16 protein-coding genes and 1 pseudogene are annotated in these 18,758 nt (G+C 74.9%); 5 read left to right on the plus strand and 12 right to left on the minus strand.

Going from position 1 to position 18,758, the window contains the following annotated elements:
• Positions 1 to 12: 12 nt before the first annotated feature.
• Together DSM104299_RS19160 and DSM104299_RS19165 are read right to left on the minus strand one after the other, a co-directional pair.
• Positions 13 to 351 carry a hypothetical protein gene (locus tag DSM104299_RS19160; protein ID WP_272473249.1) on the minus strand — a complete coding sequence of 113 codons (339 nt, stop codon included), beginning with the start codon at positions 349 to 351 and terminating at the stop codon, positions 13 to 15.
• Positions 348 to 2,291, minus strand: coding sequence for a ribonuclease E domain-containing protein (locus DSM104299_RS19165; RefSeq protein WP_272473250.1), 1,944 nt, complete (start codon positions 2,289 to 2,291; stop codon positions 348 to 350). Before DSM104299_RS19165 ends, DSM104299_RS19160 begins: the two co-directional genes overlap by 4 nt.
• A gap of 494 nt (positions 2,292 to 2,785) precedes the next feature.
• On the opposite strand from DSM104299_RS19165, the gene DSM104299_RS19170 reads away from it, so the two are divergent.
• Positions 2,786 to 3,409, plus strand: coding sequence for a response regulator transcription factor (locus DSM104299_RS19170; RefSeq protein WP_272473251.1), 624 nt, complete (start codon positions 2,786 to 2,788; stop codon positions 3,407 to 3,409).
• Here the strand turns inward: DSM104299_RS19170 and DSM104299_RS19175 are convergent.
• Positions 3,406 to 6,714 carry an ABC transporter substrate-binding protein gene (locus tag DSM104299_RS19175; protein ID WP_349294590.1) on the minus strand — a complete coding sequence of 1,103 codons (3,309 nt, stop codon included), beginning with the start codon at positions 6,712 to 6,714 and terminating at the stop codon, positions 3,406 to 3,408. The two genes, DSM104299_RS19170 and DSM104299_RS19175, sit on opposite strands and share 4 nt — an antisense overlap.
• Before the next feature lie 117 nt (positions 6,715 to 6,831).
• On the opposite strand from DSM104299_RS19175, the gene DSM104299_RS19180 reads away from it, so the two are divergent.
• Entirely contained in the window at positions 6,832 to 7,146 is a 315-nt protein-coding gene (locus tag DSM104299_RS19180; protein ID WP_272473252.1) for a hypothetical protein, read from the plus strand.
• Here the strand turns inward: DSM104299_RS19180 and DSM104299_RS19185 are convergent.
• Positions 7,143 to 8,012 carry a queuosine salvage family protein gene (locus DSM104299_RS19185; RefSeq protein ID WP_272473253.1) on the minus strand — a complete coding sequence of 290 codons (870 nt, stop codon included), beginning with the start codon at positions 8,010 to 8,012 and terminating at the stop codon, positions 7,143 to 7,145. The genes DSM104299_RS19180 and DSM104299_RS19185 overlap by 4 nt on opposite strands.
• A gap of 39 nt (positions 8,013 to 8,051) precedes the next feature.
• On the opposite strand from DSM104299_RS19185, the gene DSM104299_RS19190 reads away from it, so the two are divergent.
• Positions 8,052 to 9,023, plus strand: a complete 972-nt coding sequence (locus DSM104299_RS19190) for an ABC transporter substrate-binding protein (RefSeq protein WP_272473254.1) — start codon at positions 8,052 to 8,054, stop codon at positions 9,021 to 9,023.
• Here the strand turns inward: DSM104299_RS19190 and DSM104299_RS29440 are convergent.
• A complete protein-coding gene (locus tag DSM104299_RS29440; RefSeq protein WP_349294591.1) occupies positions 9,020 to 9,400 on the minus strand; it encodes a VOC family protein in 381 nt (126 codons plus the stop codon). The genes DSM104299_RS19190 and DSM104299_RS29440 overlap by 4 nt on opposite strands.
• On the opposite strand from DSM104299_RS29440, the gene DSM104299_RS19205 reads away from it, so the two are divergent.
• Positions 9,394 to 10,134, plus strand: coding sequence for a hypothetical protein (locus tag DSM104299_RS19205; RefSeq protein ID WP_272473257.1), 741 nt, complete (start codon positions 9,394 to 9,396; stop codon positions 10,132 to 10,134). The two genes, DSM104299_RS29440 and DSM104299_RS19205, sit on opposite strands and share 7 nt — an antisense overlap.
• A gap of 321 nt (positions 10,135 to 10,455) precedes the next feature.
• Here the strand turns inward: DSM104299_RS19205 and DSM104299_RS19210 are convergent, their stop codons facing one another.
• The 4 genes from DSM104299_RS19210 to DSM104299_RS19225 form a co-directional block, all read right to left on the minus strand.
• The gene (locus DSM104299_RS19210; RefSeq protein ID WP_272473258.1) at positions 10,456 to 11,970 is read right to left on the minus strand and encodes an acyl-CoA carboxylase subunit beta; all 1,515 of its coding nucleotides are present in this window, start codon (positions 11,968 to 11,970) and stop codon (positions 10,456 to 10,458) included.
• Positions 11,971 to 12,038: 68 nt separating this feature from the next.
• Positions 12,039 to 13,916, minus strand: a complete 1,878-nt coding sequence (locus DSM104299_RS19215; protein ID WP_272473259.1) for an ATP-binding protein — start codon at positions 13,914 to 13,916, stop codon at positions 12,039 to 12,041.
• Entirely contained in the window at positions 13,913 to 14,836 is a 924-nt protein-coding gene (locus DSM104299_RS19220; RefSeq protein WP_272473260.1) for a hydroxymethylglutaryl-CoA lyase, read from the minus strand. Before DSM104299_RS19220 ends, DSM104299_RS19215 begins: the two co-directional genes overlap by 4 nt.
• A 6-nt stretch (positions 14,837 to 14,842) precedes the next feature.
• A complete protein-coding gene (locus tag DSM104299_RS19225) occupies positions 14,843 to 15,976 on the minus strand; it encodes an acyl-CoA dehydrogenase family protein (protein ID WP_272473261.1) in 1,134 nt (377 codons plus the stop codon).
• A gap of 62 nt (positions 15,977 to 16,038) precedes the next feature.
• Between DSM104299_RS19225 and DSM104299_RS19230 the strand changes: the two genes are divergently transcribed.
• Positions 16,039 to 16,641, plus strand: a complete 603-nt coding sequence (locus DSM104299_RS19230; protein WP_272473262.1) for a TetR/AcrR family transcriptional regulator — start codon at positions 16,039 to 16,041, stop codon at positions 16,639 to 16,641.
• 138 nt (positions 16,642 to 16,779) lie between these two features.
• Here DSM104299_RS19230 and DSM104299_RS29445 read toward each other — a convergent pair.
• The 3 genes and pseudogenes from DSM104299_RS29445 to DSM104299_RS19245 all read right to left on the minus strand — a co-directional run.
• Positions 16,780 to 17,043, minus strand: a pseudogene (locus tag DSM104299_RS29445) (Dyp-type peroxidase); the annotation flags it as partial.
• 227 nt (positions 17,044 to 17,270) lie between these two features.
• The gene (locus DSM104299_RS19240; RefSeq protein ID WP_272473264.1) at positions 17,271 to 18,044 is read right to left on the minus strand and encodes a hypothetical protein; all 774 of its coding nucleotides are present in this window, start codon (positions 18,042 to 18,044) and stop codon (positions 17,271 to 17,273) included.
• A gap of 58 nt (positions 18,045 to 18,102) precedes the next feature.
• Positions 18,103 to 18,702, minus strand: a complete 600-nt coding sequence (locus DSM104299_RS19245) for a biotin transporter BioY (protein ID WP_272473265.1) — start codon at positions 18,700 to 18,702, stop codon at positions 18,103 to 18,105.
• Positions 18,703 to 18,758: the final 56 nt, after the last annotated feature.

An 18,758-nucleotide genomic window follows, 5' to 3' on the forward strand; every position in this document is an offset into this window, starting at 1 on the left:
GCCGGCCCGGCGTCACTCGCAGCGGCGCGCGCCGCCGCCCTGCGTGGCGGTGAAGACGACCTTGGCCACCGTGTTGCTGCGGTAGCGGACGACCTCCGCCTTGCGGGCGCTGATCATGGTCCCGTAGGTACCGGTGAGCTGTCCTCCGCGACGGCAGTCCATGACGACGCGGCCGTCCCGGCGGGCGACGCGGCAGCCCAGGGACGCGCCCTCGACGGTGACGCGGTCGCCGACCTTCAGGACGACCGGCTGCTGCGGGTCGGCCGCGCTCGCGCCGTCACGCGGCGCGAGGGCCAGCATGGCCGCCGCGCCGGCGAGGACCGCGGCGCCGGTCGCGAGCGCGCGGCTCATGCCTCGGAGTCCCGGCGCACGGCGACCGCATAGAGCCACAGCGTGAGGATCGCGGCGTAGAGCAGCCCGATCACGACGCCGACGCCGACGAACATCAGGTCGGTGGAGTTCGACGACGAGCCGCGCGGCAGGCCGCCGGTGGCGCTTCCGAAGCCGTCGCGGAACGGCGCGACGACGCGATCGGCCAGCCCTTGGCGTGCGTTGTCCGCGACCTTCGACGCACGCTCGTCGAGGACCTCGATGACGCCGCGTCCGGCCGCCGGCACCGAGCCGACGGTCGAGCGCACGCCGGTGCCGAGGGCGGCGATGGCGGAGCCGCCGGAGCTGACGCCGCTGCGGACCAGGCAGGGGATGAGCCGGACGTTGTTGAGGATGACGCCCGGGTCGCCGCCGGCGACGCAGCCCGCGCTGCGCGCCGCGACGTACGCGGTGCCGGCGAGGGCGGTGATGCCGGTGGCGGCGAGCAGGCGCGGATCGGTGGCGATCTGGGCGAGCGAGTCGGCGACCGCGCCGTGCCCGGCGTCGACCGGCGCCGTCGTCGCCGCGGCCGCCGGCGCGCTGTGCGTCAGGGCGGCGGTGGCCGGGTCCGTCGCCGGCGCGATGGCCGCGAGGCCGGAGGGTGCGGGCGGAGGCGCGAGCCCGGACCCGAGGGCGTCGGCCACGCCGCTGCCGGCGTTGCCGCCGAGCGCGTGCTGGGTCGCGGTCGAACCCGCAAGCGTTGGGCTGGCCGCGTCGGCGACCGCGCGGAGCGGACCGCCGCCCGCGGTCGAGGTGACGACCGGCGCCACCGCGTGCGTCGCCGCGTCGACCGCGCCGGAGGGGGAAGTGGTGACCGGTGCCGCAACCTGCCCGGCGGCGTTGACCGCACCGCCGGCGGTGGTGACGACCGGCGCCGCGGCCTGCGTCGCCGCGTCGACCGCACCCGCCTTCGGACCGACCACCGCCTGCGTAGCGGCGTCCACCGTGCGCGCCGTGGGGCCGACGACCGGCGCCACGGCCTGCGTCGCCGAGTCGACGGCACCCGCCGTGGGACCGACGACCGGCGCCACGGCCTGCGTGGCGGAATCGACCGCACCCGCGGTGGGGCCGACGACGGGGGCCACGGCCTGCGTCGCGGAATCGACCGCACCCGCGGTAGGGCCGACGACGGGGGCCACGGCCTGCGTCGCCGAGTCGACGGCACCCGCCGTGGGACCGACGACCGGCGCCACCGCCTGCGTCGCCGCGTCCACCGTGCGCGCCGTCGGACCGACGACCGGCGCCACCGCCTGCGTCGCCGAATCCACCGCACCCGCCGTGGGACCGACGACCGGCGCCACCGCCTGCGTTGCCGCGTCCAGGGTGCGCGCCGTCGGACCGACGACCGGCGAGGCGAGCGGCGCCACCGTGCTGTTGACGATCGGCTCGGCCAACGGCGCCACCGTGTTGTTCACCACCGGCTCCACCAACGGCGCCACCGTGTTGTCCACCACCGGCGCGGCGAGCGGCGCGACCGTGGTGTTCACGACGGGCTCCACCAGCGGCGCCACGGCGTTGTTCACGACCGGCGCGGCAAGCGGCGCCACGGCGTTGTCGACCACCGGCGCGGCGAGCGGCGCGACGGTGCTGTGCACCACCGGCTCCACCACGGGCGCCGCGACGTTCGCGACGGGGTCGACCACGGGTGAGAGGCTGCCGCCCGTTGCCTTGGTCAGGGGCTCCGCTGCGCCACCGAGGAGCGCGTCGGTGGACTGCGCCGCGCCGCCGGTGGGCGGTGGGGTCGCCGCCGGCTCCGCGGGCAGGGCGACGGTCGCCGTCACCTGATCGGCGACCGGCTTGACGACTGGCGCCGCCGCGACCTGATCCACCACGGCCTTCGGGGCCGCCGCCGGCGGAACCGGGACGGCCTTGTCCACCGTGTCGACGACCTGGTCGATCTTCGGGGCAGGCGCCGCGGCCACCGCATCGGCAACGGGCTTCGGCGCAGCGGCAGGCGCAGCCGCCGCCTCAGCCACCGGCTTCGGCGCCGCCGCCACCGCGTCGGCGACGGGCTTGGGCGCGGCCGCCGGAGCTGCCTCGGCCACCGGCTTCGGCGCCGGCGCAGGCTCGGGAGCGGGTGCCGGTGGTGCCTCGGCCACCGGCTTGGGCGCCGGCGCAGGCGTCGGAGGCGCAGGCGCCGGCGTCGCCGCCGGCAGTGCGCTTTGCGTCGTGTCGACCACCGCTGCCGGTGCGCTCCCCGCGGCAGCGGCGGCAGCGTCCACGGTGGGCGCTGCCTGCTGAACGGTGGTGGGGATGTCGGGCATTGCGGGCCTCGCCTCAGCTCGTTGGTGGTCGTTCTCCGTCTCAGTCAGCGTCTCCAATGGAGATTTCGCACAACCTCGGCGGCACGACCGACCTTTTCTGGGTACACCTAGGTCGTCACTGAGGACGAGGAGGGATCGAGATCGCTGACGCGGTGCTCATCGCAGACCCGGACGTCGAGGCACGAACGTGCCTAGCAGGCGTGCTGCGCGACGCCGGTTTCCACGTCGTCGAGGCGTCCGACGGCTCCGAAGCCGTCGCCAAGGCCCGCGAGTGCTGGCCCGTCGCCGCGATCCTCGAGATCCCCCTCGGCACCATCTGCGGCTACGAGGTCTGCCGCACGCTGCGCGCCGAGCTCGGTCCTGAGTTGGCCATCATCTTCCTCTCCGGCGCCCGCACCGAGTCCTTCGATCGCGTCGCCGGCCTGCTCATCGGCGCCGACGACTACGTCACCAAGGCCTCCGCCCCCGGCGAGGTGCTCGCGCGCCTGCGGGCCGTGACGCACCGGACGCGGCCCACCGCCGTCGCCAGCACCGGCCGCCTGACCCGTCGCGAGCACGAGGTGCTGACGCTGCTGAGCGAGGGCCTGCGCTGGGGCGAGATCGCCGAGCGGCTCGTCATCAGCCCCAAGACGGTCGCCACCCACACCGAGCACATCCGCCGCAAGCTCGGCGTCACCAGCCGCGCCGAGGCGCTCGCCGTCGCCTACCGCGAGCAGCTGCTGCCACCGCGGCCGCCGGACCCCCACGCCCCCGAGCTCGCCCACCGCCGCGGCTAGCGGACCCACACCGCGTCGAGCAGTGGACCGGTCAGCGGCTGGAACTGGACGTTGCCGACCCGCGTCGCGGTCAGGATCGGATAGCGCCCGTTGAAGAGCGGGACGACCGGCGCCCGCGCGGCGATGCGCCGCTCGATCCGCAGCCAGGCGTCCCCCGCCCCCGGCCCGGCCGCCTGCGCGCGCTCGATCGCGCCGTCGACGCCGCGGTCGCAGTAGTGCCCGACGTTGAGCCCGCGCGGATCGCGGCCGGTGTCGGCCGCGCACGCGACCAAGGACTTCAGGAACCCGGCGGGCTCCGGGTAGTCGGCGATCCAGCCGCCGAACCCGATCTGCGGGTGCCGGCGCGGATCGTGGCCGGCCACCGTGATCTCGTTGAGCCCGGCGAAGAGCCGCAGCCGCGCGCGGAACCCGAGCGCGTGCAGCGTCCGGACCAGCTCGCGGCCCATGCCGGCCCACAGGTCCGGGGCCCAGACGACGACCCGCGTCCCCCGCCGGCCCGACGCGGCGACCAGGGCCTGGGCCTTGGTGAGATCCGGCGCGACCCACGCGGCGGCGGGCGACGGCGCGGCGGTGAACGGGCAGGTCGGCCGGTAGCCGGCGAAGCCGGCCGGCAGCAGCTGGCAGGTCGGCGAGCCGGTGACGGGACCGCCGACCGTGTCGACGATCGCCCGGCGATCCACGGCGAGGTTCAGCGCCCGCCGGACGCGCACGTCGTCGAACGGCGGCGCGCGCAGGTTCATCCACGCGTACACGGTCTTGGCGAACGCGCCCGAGCGCAGCCGCGTCCCGTAGTGCGCGCGCAGGCCGGCGAGCGGCTTGGCCTCCAGGTCGAAGACGCCGGTCATGTCGAGTTCGCCGCGGGCGAACGCGCGCAGCTGGACGGCCTCGTCCTTGTTCATCTCCACGTCGACGCGTTCGACGAAGCCGGCCGCGCGCCCGCCCGCGGTCGCGGGCCGGAACCATCGGTTGCGCGCGAGCAGGATCGCGTGCCCGGGTCGGGAGCGCACGACGCGATACGGGCCGGTGCCCGGCACGGACCGGCGCGAGGTCCGGCGCGGCGTGCGCGCCGGGACCAGCGCCGCCAGCGGCAGCGTCAGCTTCTGGAGCAGGTCCGGGTCGGGCCGGAGCAGGTTGATGGTGATGGTGCCGCCGCGCGCGTCGGCGACGACGCCGCGCGACAGGTCGCACCGTCCCTTGCGCCGCCCGCAGCCGGCCGCGCCGACGATCGCGTCGTAGAGCGGCGGCAGCTCGGGGCCCTGGATCCGCAGCATGCGCTCCAGCGCCGTCCGCAGGTCGCCGGCCCGGACCGGGGTGCCGTCGGCATAACGGCCGCCGCGGCGCAGTCGGAACACGTAGCGCCGGCCGCCGGCGGTCGGCTCCGGCACGCCGACCGCCAGCGCGGGGACCAGCTGCGCGCTCGCCGCGCCGGGCGCGCGCCGGTAGCGGACGAGGCCGTCGTAGGCCAACTCGAGCACCGGGATGCCGTTCGGGTCGTAGCCGCCGCGCGCCGGGTCGGGGTCGAAGACCTGGCGCCCGATCCGCAGCGTCCCTCCGCGGTGCGCCGCGCCCGGGGCGGCGCCCGTCGTCCAGACGTCGCCGTCGATCGTCGCCAGGCCCGCGGGCGCGGCGCCGGTCGTCACCCAGCCGGCGATCGTGTCGCGGCCGGGGTCCAGGCGTCCGACGGCGCCGCCGTCGGCGTCGGCGACCCAGACCGAGCCGCCGGCGACCGCCAGCGCCGACGGCGCGCGACCCGCCGGGATCTTCAAGCGCTCGCGGCCGGTCGCCGGGTCGATCCGCGAGACCGTGCCGTCCCGGCGGTTGGCGACCCACACCGCGCCCTCGCCCACCGCCACCGCGCTCGGCCCGTTGCCGACGGTGACGCCCTCGGTGATCGCGCCCGTGCGCGGGTCGAGCCGCACGAGGCGCCCGGAGTCCTCGGCGACGGCCCACACCGCGTCGCGCCCGACGGCCACGGCGACCGGCAGGCCGCCGGCGGCGACGTGACGCATGGCACCCGAGCGCAGGTCGATCCGGACGACCTCGCCGTCGAGCGCCGCCGCGACCCACAGCGCGCCGTGGCCGACCGCCAGCGCGCGCACGCCGTTGCCGACGCGCAGCGTCTGGACCGGGTGGTTCGTCGCCGGATCGACCTGGATCACGGTGCCGGCGTCCTCGTCGGCGACCCACAGCGCTCCGCCGCCGAAGGCCAAGGCGCTGGGCGAGCCGCCGACGGCGATCGTGGTGACGCGCCGGCGGTCGGCCGAGATGCGGGAGACCGTCCCGGCGCCGGGGTCGGCGACCCAGACCGAGCGGTCGCCGCCGGCGACCGCCTGCGGCGCTGCCGTGACCGGGTACTGCGCGGTGATCGCACGCGCGTCCGGGTCGATCACCCCGACCCAGCCCTCGTCGATGCCGGCCAGGGTGTCGGGGCCTCCGAGCGACTGGACCGCGACGACCGCGACGACCGCCAGGACGACGACCACGGCGACGCCGAGCAGGACGCGCCGCCGCGGCCGGCCAGGACCGCGATCAGCCTCCTTGAGCGCTGGCGCCCCCGGAGCGTCCGGGTGCGGCCGCGGCTGAGCCGCGGCTGCGAGCAGCAGGTTCGGGTCCTGCCGCAGGATGCGCTCCTGGAGGTCGCGCAGCTCCGCCCGCGGCTCGACGCCCGCCGCGTCCACGAGCCGCTCCCGCGCGGCGACGTAGGCCTCCAGCGCCTCGGCCTGGCGCCCGGCGCGGTACAGCGCGAGCATCCGCCGCGCGTGCAGCCGCTCGCGCAGCGGGTGGTCGACGATCAGCCGGTCGAGCTCGGCCAGCGCGGCGTCGTCGCGCCCGGCCGCGAGGTCGGCGTCGACCGCGCGCTCGGCCGCCCGCACGCGCAGCTCCTCCAGCCGCCGGATCTCGGGCGGCGCGAACGGCTCCTGGGCGACGTCGGCCAGCGGCGGCCCGCGCCACAGGCCGAGCGCCGCGCGCGGCTCGCCGTCGTCGACCAGCGCGATGAAGCGCCCGACGTCGATCGCGTCGGCCGGCATGCGCAGCTCGTAGCCGCGACCGTGCGTCACGATGCACGCGTCGTCGCCGGCGAGCAGCCGGCGCAGTTGCGAGACGTACAGCTGCACCATCTTCCGCGCGGTCGCGGGCGGGTCGTCGCCCCACAGCCCGTCGACCAGGCGCTCGACCGGGACGGCCGCGTTGGGCTCCAGCGCGAGCATCGCCAGCAGCGCTCGCTGCTTGGTCGCTCCGAGCGCGACGGGTCGGCCCGCGAGCGTCGCCTCGATCGGACCGAGGAGCTGTAGGTGGATGCCGATGGCGACACCGACCGTACTCCGGTCGGCGACGGGCGAACAACCCGTGCTCTACCGGCGCTCTACCGCCGCCGGGCACGGTCGGCGGCGTTCATCCACCCCCTCCCGAAGGACCGTCTCATGCGCCTTGCCCACACCGCCGCCGGCGCCCTCGCCATCGCGGCCATCCTCGCCCCCAACGCCGCGGCCCGCCTCCCCAGCGACGAGCCGGCCTCGACGACCGCCTACCCGGCCATCGCCGCCCCCGCGTCGCCGCCGGTGACCGCCGACGCCACCCCGGCGGCCGCCCCGAGCGTCACGCGCTCGATCGACGACGAGGACTTCGACTGGGGCTCCGCCGCGATCGGCGCGGGCGGCGCGGGCGCCGCCCTGCTGCTCGCCGCGGCCGGGGTGTCGGCGGCCGGCCACCGCCGCCACCAGCGCGTCGTGCACTAGTAGAAGACCGTCCGGCACAGGTGCGCCGGACGGGCCGCGTAGTCGCCCTCGAGCGCGCGGTTCCACAGCCAGTTGTCGAGCGTGCGCGGCGGGATGCCGGCGCGGGCGGCAAGCAGCTCGCAGGCGTGGATCGTGCAGGCGCGCAGCTCGCGCTCGGGGGCGCTGCCGGGCGCCAGGAGCGCGCCGCGGTCGATGCGACGCGCGAGGTCGTCGTCGTAGACGAGCACGCCGTCGAGGCGCAGGACGTGCGGCAGGAAGTTGTCCGCGAACACGGTGAGCGCGTCGACGTCGGCGAACGTCGTCGCGCCGGCCAGGACGAGGTCGTTGGCGGCGATCTGCGCGCGCTTGTAGAAGCCGGCGTCGGCGAAGAACCCCAGGTTGGTCGCCAGCAGCCGCGCGAAGCGCGCGGCCGAGCCCTCGGCGAGGGCGATCAGCGCGAGCGCGTCGCGGTCGTCCGCCCACGCCCCGAGCTGGCGCAGGCCCTGCGCGTAGAGCCCCATCAGCGCGTGATCGGGGTCCTCGTCGAGCACGGCCGCGACGTCGCCCGCGGTCAGCGTCCGCAGCTCGGCGCCCCACCACGGCCCGGCGGCACGGCCGCGCGCGAAGGCCGCGAGGCGGTCGGTCATCGCCTCGGTGGCGCCGTGGCGCAGCGTCGGGAACCAGCCCGAGCCGAAGTTGATGGTGTCGATGACCAGGACGTAGCGCGCCACCCACTCCGGCGTGCCTTCGAGGTAGTGGCGCGTGGGGTCGAAGCCGACGACGCCGCTGGTCGCGGTCGCCGCGTCCGTGTCGATCGTCACCCACCGCGCGGTCGCGGCGATCTCGGCGCAGGCGCCGCGGACCGTCTCGGGCAAGGACATGGCCATGGCGACACCGTACGCGGCGATGCGCCAGACTGGGGTGCGATGCCCCGCCGCCGTCGCGCGCTGCTGGCCGCCAGCCTCGCGCTCGTCGTCGTCGCCGCCGGGTGCGGCGCCGACGACGACACCACCAACAACCGCCGCCAGACCGTCCAGCTGGCGCTCGACTTCACGCCCAACGCCGTTCACGCGCCGCTCTACGCCGCGGTGCGCACGGGCGCCGACGCCCGCCACGGCGTCAAGCTCGTGATCCGCCAGCCGGGGTCCGGACCCGACGCGCTCAAGCTCGTCGCCGCGGGCAAGCTGGACCTCGGCGTCCTCGACATCCACGACCTCGCGATCGCCCAGCAGCAGGGGATCGACGTCGTCGGCGTCGGCGAGCTGGTCCGCAAGCCGCTCGCCGCGCTGGTGACGCGACCGGACATCGCGCGCCCGCGCGACCTCGAGGGCCACGCCGTCGGCGTGTCGGGGCTGCCGAGCGACCCCGCGTTCCTGAACGCGATGATCGCCCACGACGGCGGCGACCTCGGGCGCGTCCACCAGATCACGATCGGCTTCAACGCGGTCACCGCGATCCTCGCCAAGAAGGTCGAGGGCGCGCCCGTCTTCTGGAACGCCGAGGGCGTCGCGCTGAAGGAGCGCGGCGTGGACGTCCACGAGTTCCGCGTCGAGGACTACGGCGCGCCCGCCTATCCCGAGGTCGTCCTGGTCACCGCGCGCAGGACGCTCCAGAAGGACCCCGACAAGATCAGGGACGCGCTGCTCGCGATCCGCGACGGCGTGGCCGCCGTCGAGCGCGATCCCGCCGCGGCGACCGCGCAGATCGCCAAGGCCGCGCAGACCGACGACACGCGGTTGATCGGCGCGCAGCTCGCGGCGGTGGCGCCGATCTTCTCCCGGACGCTGAGGCTCGACCGTCCGACGCTCGACGCGTGGGCCGCCTTCGACGCGCGGCTGGGCATCGTCAAGCGGCGGCCCGACGTGCGCCGGACGTTCGCGTTCGACGTCCTGGGCTAGCAGCGTGCGCTGGCCGCGCAGCGCGTCGACCCCGACGCGTGGCGGCGTCGAAGTCGTCGGGCGCGACCGCCCAGCCGACCAAGGTCATGTTCCTTGCCGGCCGCCGCGGCGACCAGCCCGCCGAACGCGGTGCCGCGCGCCGCGCCGGGATCGGCGACCGCCACCAGCTCCAGGTAGGCCCCGCCCAGCGGCACGATCATGTTCGCGGTCCCCCACGCCGGATGCGCCCCTGCGGGCGCACGGCGAGCCCCGTCCGCTCGGTCAGCTCCGCGGCGGCCGCGGCCAGGTCGCCGACGGCGAGGATCGCGTGGTCGATGCGCACGCGCCGGACGGCACCGGCGGCGCCCGGTAGGCTCGGCCGCGCCACGCCATGCCAGCGGCGACCGCGATCTTCGACGTCGACCCCTTCGGCGCGCGTGCCGCGCCCGGCACCGGCACGGCGTTCCTCGTCGTGGCCGCGTTCGTCGTCTCGTTCCTGGCGATCCGCACCAGCGCGCGCCTGACGCGCAGCGTGTCGTGGTGGCCGGGCGGCGTGGAGACCGAGGGCGGCGTCCACCTCCACCACCTCGTGTGGGGCATCTGCATGATGATGCTCGCCGGCTTCCTGGGCTTCGCCGCGCCGCTGGAGGCGCCGTGGTGGCACGTCACCGCCGTGGTCTTCGGCGTGGGCGCCGGCTTCACGCTCGACGAGTTCGCGCTGTGGGTGAACCTGCGCGACGTCTACTGGGCCGAGCAGGGCCGCCAGTCGTTCGACGCGGTCGTCGTCGCGCTCGCGTTCGCCGCGCTCGTCGTCCTGGGCACCACGCCGTTCGGCCTCGACGACCCGGCGTCGATCGCGGGCACCGCGATCGCGGTCGTCGTCGTGCTGGGCCTGTCGATCGTCTGCGTGCTGAAGGGCCGGATCCTGCTCGGCGTCGTCGGGCTGTTCGTCCCGGTGTTCGGCGTGTTCGGCGCGGTCCGGCTCGGGCATCCGGGCTCGCTCTGGGCGCGGCGGCGCTACGCGGCCGACCAGCTCGCGCGGGCCGGCCCGCGCTACGCCGACGACGCGCCGGCGATCCGCTGGCAGCGGCGGATCGCGGATCTGGTCGCCGGCGCGCCGAGCCAGGACTAGCTAGCTAGCGCTCCAGGCGCGACGCGGCCTCGACCAGCCAGGACGGCGGCCGCCAGCGCGACCGCGCCGCGGACGCTGTTGCGCCACCACACCGAGCGCATCGAGGCGTGGGCCGCGAGCTCCTGGCGCGTCCCGGTCAGACGAGGAACGCGACCGTCCCGAAGGCCACGACGATCGACGCCTGGCGGTCGTCCCACCACAGGCTCGCGATGGCGAACACGGCCGGCAGGACGAGCGCCGTCCGCAACCCGCCGCGCAGTGCGACATGCGCCGGGGTCGTGGACGCGCAAGGCCATCAGGTCGATGTTCGCAGGACGGCGCCTACATGCGGAAGACGCCGTAGCCGACCGGCTCCAGCGGCGCGTTGGCGCACGCGGCCAGCGCGCGCGACAGGACCGTGCGCGTGTCGCGCGGGTCGATCACCCCGTCGTCCCACAGGCGGGCGGTCGAGTACCACGGCAGCCCCTGCTGGTCGTACTGCTCCTTGAGCTGGGCGCCGACCTCCGCCTGGCCGACCTCGGTCATGACCGTCGCCGCCTGCTCGCCGCCCATGACGCTGATCCGCGCGTTGGGCCACATGAACAGGAACCGCGGCGAGTAGGCGCGGCCGCACATCCCGTAGTTGCCGGCGCCGAACGAGCCGCCGACGATGACGGTGATCTTGGGCACGCGCGCGGTCGCGACGGCGGTGACGAGCTTCGCGCCGTCCTTGGCGATGCCGCCCGCCTCGTAGTCCTTGCCCACCATGAACCCGGAGATGTTCTGGAAGAACAGGATCGGGATCTCGCGGCGGTCGCAGAGCTCGATGAAGTGCGCGGCCTTCAGCGACGACTCGCTGAACAGGATCCCGTTGTTGGCGATGATCCCGACCGGGTGGCCGTCGAGGTGCGCGAAGGCGGTGACGACCGTCGTGCCGTACAGCTCCTTGAACTCGTGCAGCTCGCCGCCGTCGACGACGCGGCGCAGGAGGTCGCGGGCGTCGTAGGGCGTGCGCGCGTCGGTCGGGACGACGTCGAGGAGCGTGTCGGCGTCCTCGAGCGGCGGGCGCGGCGCGGCGCGCTGCCACGGCGGCGTCGCGTCGGGCGGGAGCGTCGCGACGATCGAGCGCACGATCTCCAGCGCGTGGTCGTCGTCCTCGGCGAGGTGGTCGACGACGCCGGAGGTGCGCGCGTGGACGTCGCCGCCGCCCAGCTCCTCGGCGGTGACGACCTCGCCGGTCGCGGCCTTCACCAGCGGCGGGCCGCCGAGGAAGATCGTGCCCTGGTTGCGGACGATGACGGTCTCGTCGCTCATCGCCGGCACGTACGCGCCACCCGCCGTGCACGACCCCATGACGCACGCGATCTGCGGGATGCCCAGCTTGGACAGGTTGGCCTGGTTGTAGAAGATGCGGCCGAAGTGCTCGCGGTCGGGGAAGACCTCGTCCTGCATCGGCAGGAACGCGCCGCCGGAGTCCACGAGGTAGACGCAGGGCAGGCGGTTGTGCAGCGCGATCTCCTGCGCGCGCAGGTGCTTCTTGACCGTCATGGGGTAGTAGGTACCGCCCTTGACGGTGGCGTCGTTGGCAATCACGATGACTTGCCGGCCCTCGACCACGCCGATGCCGGCGACCACGCCCGCGCCGGGCGCGTCGCCGTCGTACAGCTCCTCGGCGGCGAGCGCGCTGAGCTCCAGGAACGGCGCGCCCGGATCGCAGAGGCGCTCGACGCGCTCGCGCGGCAGCAGCTTGCCGCGGTCGACGTGGCGCTGCCGCGCGCGCTCGCCGCCCCCGGCGCGGACGCGCGCGAGGCGCTCGTCCAGGTCCTCGATGAGCGCGAGATGCGCGTCGCGGCTCATGCCGCCTACCGCTTGCGGGCGCTCTGCGCGAGTCATGCGGCCTACCGTTTGCGAGCGCTCTGCGCGAGTCATGCGGCCTCCTCGGTGTCGGCGACGACCGCGACGAGCGGCTGCTTGAGAGCGACGCGGTCGCCCGCGCTCAGCTCCAGCCCGGCGACGACGCCGTCGCACGGCGCCGCGATCGACAGCTCCATCTTCATCGACTCCAACACGATCAGCACGTCGCCCTCCGCGACCCGGTCGCCGTTGGCGACGTTCACCGCCCAGACCGTCCCGGGCATCGGCGCCGCGAGCGAGCCGGCGAGCGCCGCCGCGCCGCTGCGCGCCTGGCGCTCGGTCCGGACCTCGAGGTGGTGGCCGTCGCGGAAGACGCTGACCGCCGCGTCGCCGGCGGCGATCGCGTAGCGGCGCGTGACCCCGTCGAGCGTGACGAGCCAGTGGCCGTCCGCGCCGGCGGGGCGCAGCGCGGCGCCCTCCCACCGGCGATCGCCGATCGTCACCGTGCCGTCGCCCACGCGGGCCTCGCCGAGGTCGTCCAGCGGGCGGCGCCACGGCCCGGCGGGCCTTGGCGTTCCGGCGGCGACGAGCATCGCGGCGGCGGCGAGGTCGTCCGGCGGCGCGACGGCGAGCTCCTCCAGCACCCGCTCCAGCAGGCCCGTGTCCTGCTCGCCGGCGCGGACGTCGGCGCGCGCGAGCAGCGCGCGGCTGAAGGCGGCGTTGGTCGTCACGCCCGCGATCGCGTAGGTCGCCAGCGCACGGTCCAGGCGATCCAGGGCGGTCGCGCGGTCCGGGCCGTGGGCGATGACCTTGGCCAGCATCGGGTCGTAGGACGTGCCGACCTCGCTGCCCTCCCGGATGCCGGAGTCGACCCGTACGCCTTCGCCCCGCGGCTCCGCGTAGACCCGGACGGTCCCCGTCGCGGGGAGGAACCCCGCCGCTGGGTCCTCGGCGTACAGCCGCGCCTCGACCGCGTGGCCGCGCGGGACGAGCGCGTCCTGGTCGAGCGCCAGCGGCTCGCCGGCCGCGACGCGCAGCTGCTGCTCGACCAGGTCCAACCCGTACACCAACTCGGTCACCGGATGCTCGACCTGCAACCGCGTGTTCATCTCCAAGAAGTAGTACTTGGACGCGTCGCCGGTGGCGATGAACTCGACGGTGCCGACGCCCTCGTACTCGCAGGCGCGCGCGAGCGCGACCGCGGCCTCGCCCATGCGCGCCCGCAGCTCAGGGCCGACGGCCGGCGAGGGCGCCTCCTCGACGACCTTCTGGTGGCGCCGCTGCAGCGAGCACTCGCGCTCGCCGAGGTGCACGACCGTGCCGTGGGCGTCGGCCAGCACCTGGATCTCGAGGTGGCGCGGGCGCTCCAGGTAGCGCTCGACGATCACGCGGTCGTCGCCGAAGGCGGCCAGCGCCTCGCGCTGGGCGGCGGCCGTCGCCGCCTCCAGCTCCCCGGCGGCGCGTACCACGCGCATGCCCTTGCCGCCCCCGCCCGCCACGGCCTTGACGATGAGAGGGAACCCGCCCGCCCAGCCGCCGCCGTCGCCGTCGCCGGCCGGCACGACCGGGACGCCGGCGGCCGCCGCCGCGTCCTTGGCCGCGCCCTTGTCGCCCATCAGCTCGATCGCGGCCGGCGGCGGCCCGATCCACACCAGCCCCGCGTCGGCGACCGCGCGCGCGAACGCCGCGTTCTCGCTCAGGAACCCGTAGCCGGGATGGACCGACCGCGCGCCCGCCGCCCGCGCCGCGCGCAGCAGCTCGTCGGCGTCGAGGTAGGACTCGATCGCCACCACCACGTCGGTCGCGTCGGCGTGCGCCGCGACGGCGTCGGCGTCCGTCACGACCCCCACGGTTGCCAGCCCCAGGTCGCGCGCCGTCCGCGCGACGCGGATCGCGATCTCGCCGCGGTTGGCGATCAGGACCGGGCTCAGCGCGCGCAGGCCGCTCACCGCGCGTCCCGCCAGTCCACGGGCCCCGCGACCAGCGTGTGGCTGCCCAGCGGCCGGCCGAGGACGTCGCGGGCCGCGCGCGCGGCGACGAGCAGCGCCTCCAGGTCGATCCCGGTCGCGATCCCCATCTCGTGCAGCATCGACACCAGGTCCTCGGTCGCGATGTTCCCGGTCGCGCCCGCCGGGACCGGGCAGCCGCCGAGCTCGCCGAACGAGGACTCGAACGACGCGCACCCCGCCTCCAGCGCCGCGTAGACGTTCGCCAGCCCCTGCCCGCGCGTGTTGTGGAAGTGCGCGGTCAGCTCGACGTCGTCACCGAGCGCGCTGCGCGCCTGCCCAAAGAACTCGCGCACCTGCACGGGGTTGGCCATGCCGGTGGTGTCGCCGAAGCCGATCTCGCTCGCGCCCGCCGCGACCAGGCGCTGCGCGATCGCGAACACGCGCTCCGGCGGCACGTGGCCCTCGTATGGGCAGCCGAACGCCACGCTGACCACCGCCTCGGCGCGCAGGCCCTCGCCGACCGCGCGGCCGATCACGCGCTCCAGCCCGACGAGCGACTCCTCGATCGTGCGGTTGACGTTGGCCTTGTTGTGGGACTCGCTGGCTGACAGGAAGCAGTTGATCTCCCCGAACCGCTCCCGGTGGGCCAGCGCGTTGTCGAACCCGCGCTCGTTGGGGATCAGCACGGTGACGTCGACGGCGTCGGGGACCCGCATCCGCTCCAGCACCGCGGCGCCGTCGGCCAGCTGCGGGATGACGTCGGCGCGGACGAACGACGTCACCTCCAGGCGCTGGACGCCGGTGGCGCCGAGCAGGTCCACCAACCGGACCTTGTCGTCGGTGGCGATGACCTCGGGCTCGTTCTGGAACCCGTCCCGGGGGCCGACCTCGCGGATCCGTGCGGACGACGGCAGCGACATGGTGTCCTACGCCCCCAGCGCGCGGGCGATGACCATCTGCTGGACCTCGTCGGTGCCCTCGCCGATCGTGAGGATCTTGGCGTCGCGGTAGAAGCGGCAGACCGGGTACTCCTCGATGAAGCCGTAGCCGCCGTGGATCTGCACGGCCTCCTCGGTGCAGCGCACCGCCAGCCGGCCCGTCTTCAGCTTCGCCTGCGCGGCGGTCAGCGTGAAGTTGCGGCCCTGGTCCTTCAGCCACGCGGCCTTGTAGGTCAGCAGGCGCGCGGCCTCGATCTCGGTCGCCATGTCCGACAGCTTGGCTTGGATGGACTGGAACTTGGAGATCGACTGGCCGAACGCCTTGCGCTCCTTGGCGTACTTCAGCGCCTCGTCCAGCGCGCCCTGCGCCAGGCCGACGCCCATCGCGGCGACGCCGATCCGGCCGATGTCCAGGATGTGGAGGAACTGCTTGAAGCCGCTCCCGCGCGGCCCGAGCAGGTTGTCCTCCGGGACGCGGCAGCCGTCGAAGGTCAGCGGCCGCGTGTCCGACGCGTTCCACCCCATCTTGCGATACGGCGTGCCCTGCTCGTAGCCGGGCGTCCCGTTCTCGACGATGATGTTGGAGATCTGGTTCTCGCCGGTCCGGGCGGTGATCGCGACGTGGCCGGAGATCGTCGTGCCCGCGTTGGTGATGAACTGCTTCGCGCCGTCGACGACCCAGGTGTCGCCGTCCAGCGCGGCGCGCGTCTTGACGTTGCCCGCGTCGGACCCCGCCTCGGGCTCGGTCAGGCCGAAGGCCCCGAGCTTGCGCCCGGCGCAGAGGTCCGGGAGCAGGCGCTCCTTCTGGTCGTCGCTGCCGAAGAGGTAGATCGGCTGCGTGCCGAGCGACGTGTGCGCGCACATCGTGATCGCGACCGACGAGTCGATCCGCGTCAGCTCCTCGACGGCGATCGCGTACTGCAGCGAGCTCCCGCCGGCGCCGCCGACCTCCTCGGGGAACGGGATGCCCATCCACCCCAGCTCGCCCATCTTGGCGACCAGCTCGTACGGGAACGCCTTCGTGCGGTCCAGCTCCTCGGCCACCGGGGCGACCTCGCCGGTCGCGAAGTCGCGCACGGTGCGCTGCAGCAGCTGGGTGTCGTCGTCGAGGTCGAAGAGCATGGGCGCGATGCTACTGAATGATCGTTCGAAGTTCGAATGACCATTCGATAGAGTCCGCGGCGATGCCGACGCGGCCCGACCGCCCCGCGCTCCGCGCGCGCTACGACCGCCGCCGGGCCGAGGTCGTCGTGGGCGCCGCGCGCGTCTTCGCCGAGCGCGGCTACGACCAGACCAGCGTCCCGCAGCTCGCCGAGGAGCTCGGGATCGCCGCGGGCAGCCTGTACCACTACTTCGGCGGCAAGGAGCAGCTGCTGATCGCGATCTGCGACCAGCTGATGGACCCGCTGCTCGGCGAGGCGCGCGCGGTGCTGGCCGACGAGGACGCCGACGCCGGCGACCAGCTGCGCGCGCTCGTCCGGCTGTGGGTCGGCCACGTGATCGCCCACCGCGACCACATGCTGGTGTTCCTGCAGGAGCGCCACGTCATCGACCACGGCGACCAGTGGGCCGAGGTCCGGCGCGGCCGCAAGCAGTTCGAGCAGCTCGTCGAAGGGCTGCTGGCGCGGATCGACGCCGAGGGCCGCGCCCGCCTGGGCGACGCGCGGCTGACGCTCTCGGCGCTGCTCGGCATGGTCAACCACACCGCGCAGTGGTACCGGCCGCGCGGCCGCCTGGACGCCGACGCGATCGCCGACGGCTACGTCGACCTCGTGCTCGCGGGGTAGTCAGCGCAGAGCGGGCTCGCGCTCAGCGGGGCGCGCTCGTGGCGGGCGGTTCGGCCCGAATCGCGATGTGTGTCGAGTGGTGGTCCTCTATGGACCACCAGTCGACACGCATCCCCGAACACCGGCCGCGGCGGCGCCGTCGAGCTCGATGTTGTCGGCCTTGGTCCGGCCGATGATGGCCTCCTGGGTCGCGGCGTCCAGCGCGCCCCACGCCGCCAGGTCGTGGACGTACTTCTGCACGACGACGTAGCTGCCGCCGGCGAAGTCCGGATCGTCGCCCTCGGCGATGAACGACGCCCCGGGCAGCTCGGCGCCCGTCGGGTTCGCGGTGCCGTGGACGAACCCGAGCAGGTCGCGCGAGTCGAAGTAGCGAAACCCGCTGACCTCGTCGACGACCGCCACGGCCTTCGAGACCGGTGACATCGTCGTGTACGAGGAGGGGCCGTGCTCGACCTGGCCGGGCGGGTCCCCCGTCTCGTCGATGAGCGGGTCGATGCCGGCGGCGGCCGCCACCGCGGGTGCGACGAGGCACAGCGCGGCGGTGGCGGCGATGGCCGCGGTCCGGTGTCCGACGATGCTCAGGCACTGTCAGACCGCCGGGACCGCGGCCGGTGACGCAGTTGCTGCGCTCAGCAGTAGCTGAGCGTCTTGTCCACCGTCTGGCTCTGGCCGTCCTCGGTCGTGAACGTGACCGAGAAGTCGCGCTTGCCGTCCTTGCAGCCGGTCGACTCCAGGAAGCCGACGGACTTGCCCTTCCGCTTCTTGACGATCTTGCCGATGTCGGCCGAGGCGTCGATGACCGGGAGGTCGAGGCCGACCTGGTGGCGCAGCAGGTCCGGGACCGTGAACGTCAGGCCCGCGGTCGTGCCGCTCTTGGTCCAGGTGGCCGGGACCGCCTGGGCGACCGGGACGGCGCACGCCGGCGGCTTGGCCTCGATCCACAGCGCGGCCTTGCCGCCGCCCGAGTTGTACAGCCCGAACGGCAGCGAGCAAGACAGCGCGTCCGCCTTCGCCGTGCCGCTCTTGCCGATCAGCGCGGTCAGCTTGCCGCTGCCGACCTTCGAGCCCTTCGGGCACTTGTCGTCGGTGCCCGCGTTGTCCATCGCCGACGCCTTGCAGCCGGGGATCAGCGAGGTGTTGACCTTGCCCCCCTCGACCTTGATGGCATAGGTCTTGACGACCTGCGGGACGTTGCCGGCGGGGTCGGACAGCGTGAACTTGAAGTTCAGGTCCGCCGCCTTGGGCTTGGCGACCGTGCCGCCGCGCGTCTTGGTCCCGCCGCTGACGCTGTACTGATTGCCCGCGGTCTGGGCGTAGGCCGCCGACGCCAAGGCGACCGTGGCCAGGCCGGCCGCGGCCAGCACCTTCTTGCTCTGCACTCCTGCCTTCTTTCCTGGGTTCATGGGGCACCCAAAACCCTCGCCAGGCCCCCGCCCGGCGATCTGGGAACACGGGAGTACATCATGCCTGGCGGCGGGACGGCGCGAGCCGCCAGGCCGACGGCAGCACGGCCGCGCCGACCGCGGCCTTGATGAGGCCGCCGACGATGAAGATGCTGAAGCCGTTGTGGATCGTCCAGCCCCAGTCCTGGCCGACGGCGAGCTTGAGCCCGACGAGGCCGAAGGCGAAGACGATGACCTGGGCGACGACGAACGCGGCGAACGCGGTCAGGACGCGGCGGTCGGTGCCGCGCTCGGCCATCCGGCCGATGACGAACGCGGCGACGACGAAGCCGACGAGATAGCCGCCGCTCGGCCCCCAGACGACGTCCCAGCCGGAGTTGCCGTCGGCGTAGACCGGCAGGGCGAGCCCGGCCAGGAAGTACAGCATCAACGCCGCCGCGCCACGGCGCGCGCCGAGCGTGGCGCCGACGATGCCGACGGCCAGCGTCTGCCCGGTGACCGGCACCGGCGACGGCGGCACGTGCACGGCGACCTGCGCGAGCAGCGCGGTGAGGGCGGCGCCGGCGACGACGAGCGCGACGTCGCGGACCTTCGCGCCCGGGAGGACGTCCCCGATGACGAGCCGGCCCGGGCTCGGCCGGGCCACTGCGTAGTTCATGTTCCTGCTCCCTGTCTGGTTCCAACCGGCGCCCGCGCGCCGGATCGTGCGGAGGC

This window comes from Baekduia alba, from assembly GCF_028416635.1.
Lineage (GTDB): Bacteria > Actinomycetota > Thermoleophilia > Solirubrobacterales > Solirubrobacteraceae > Baekduia > Baekduia alba.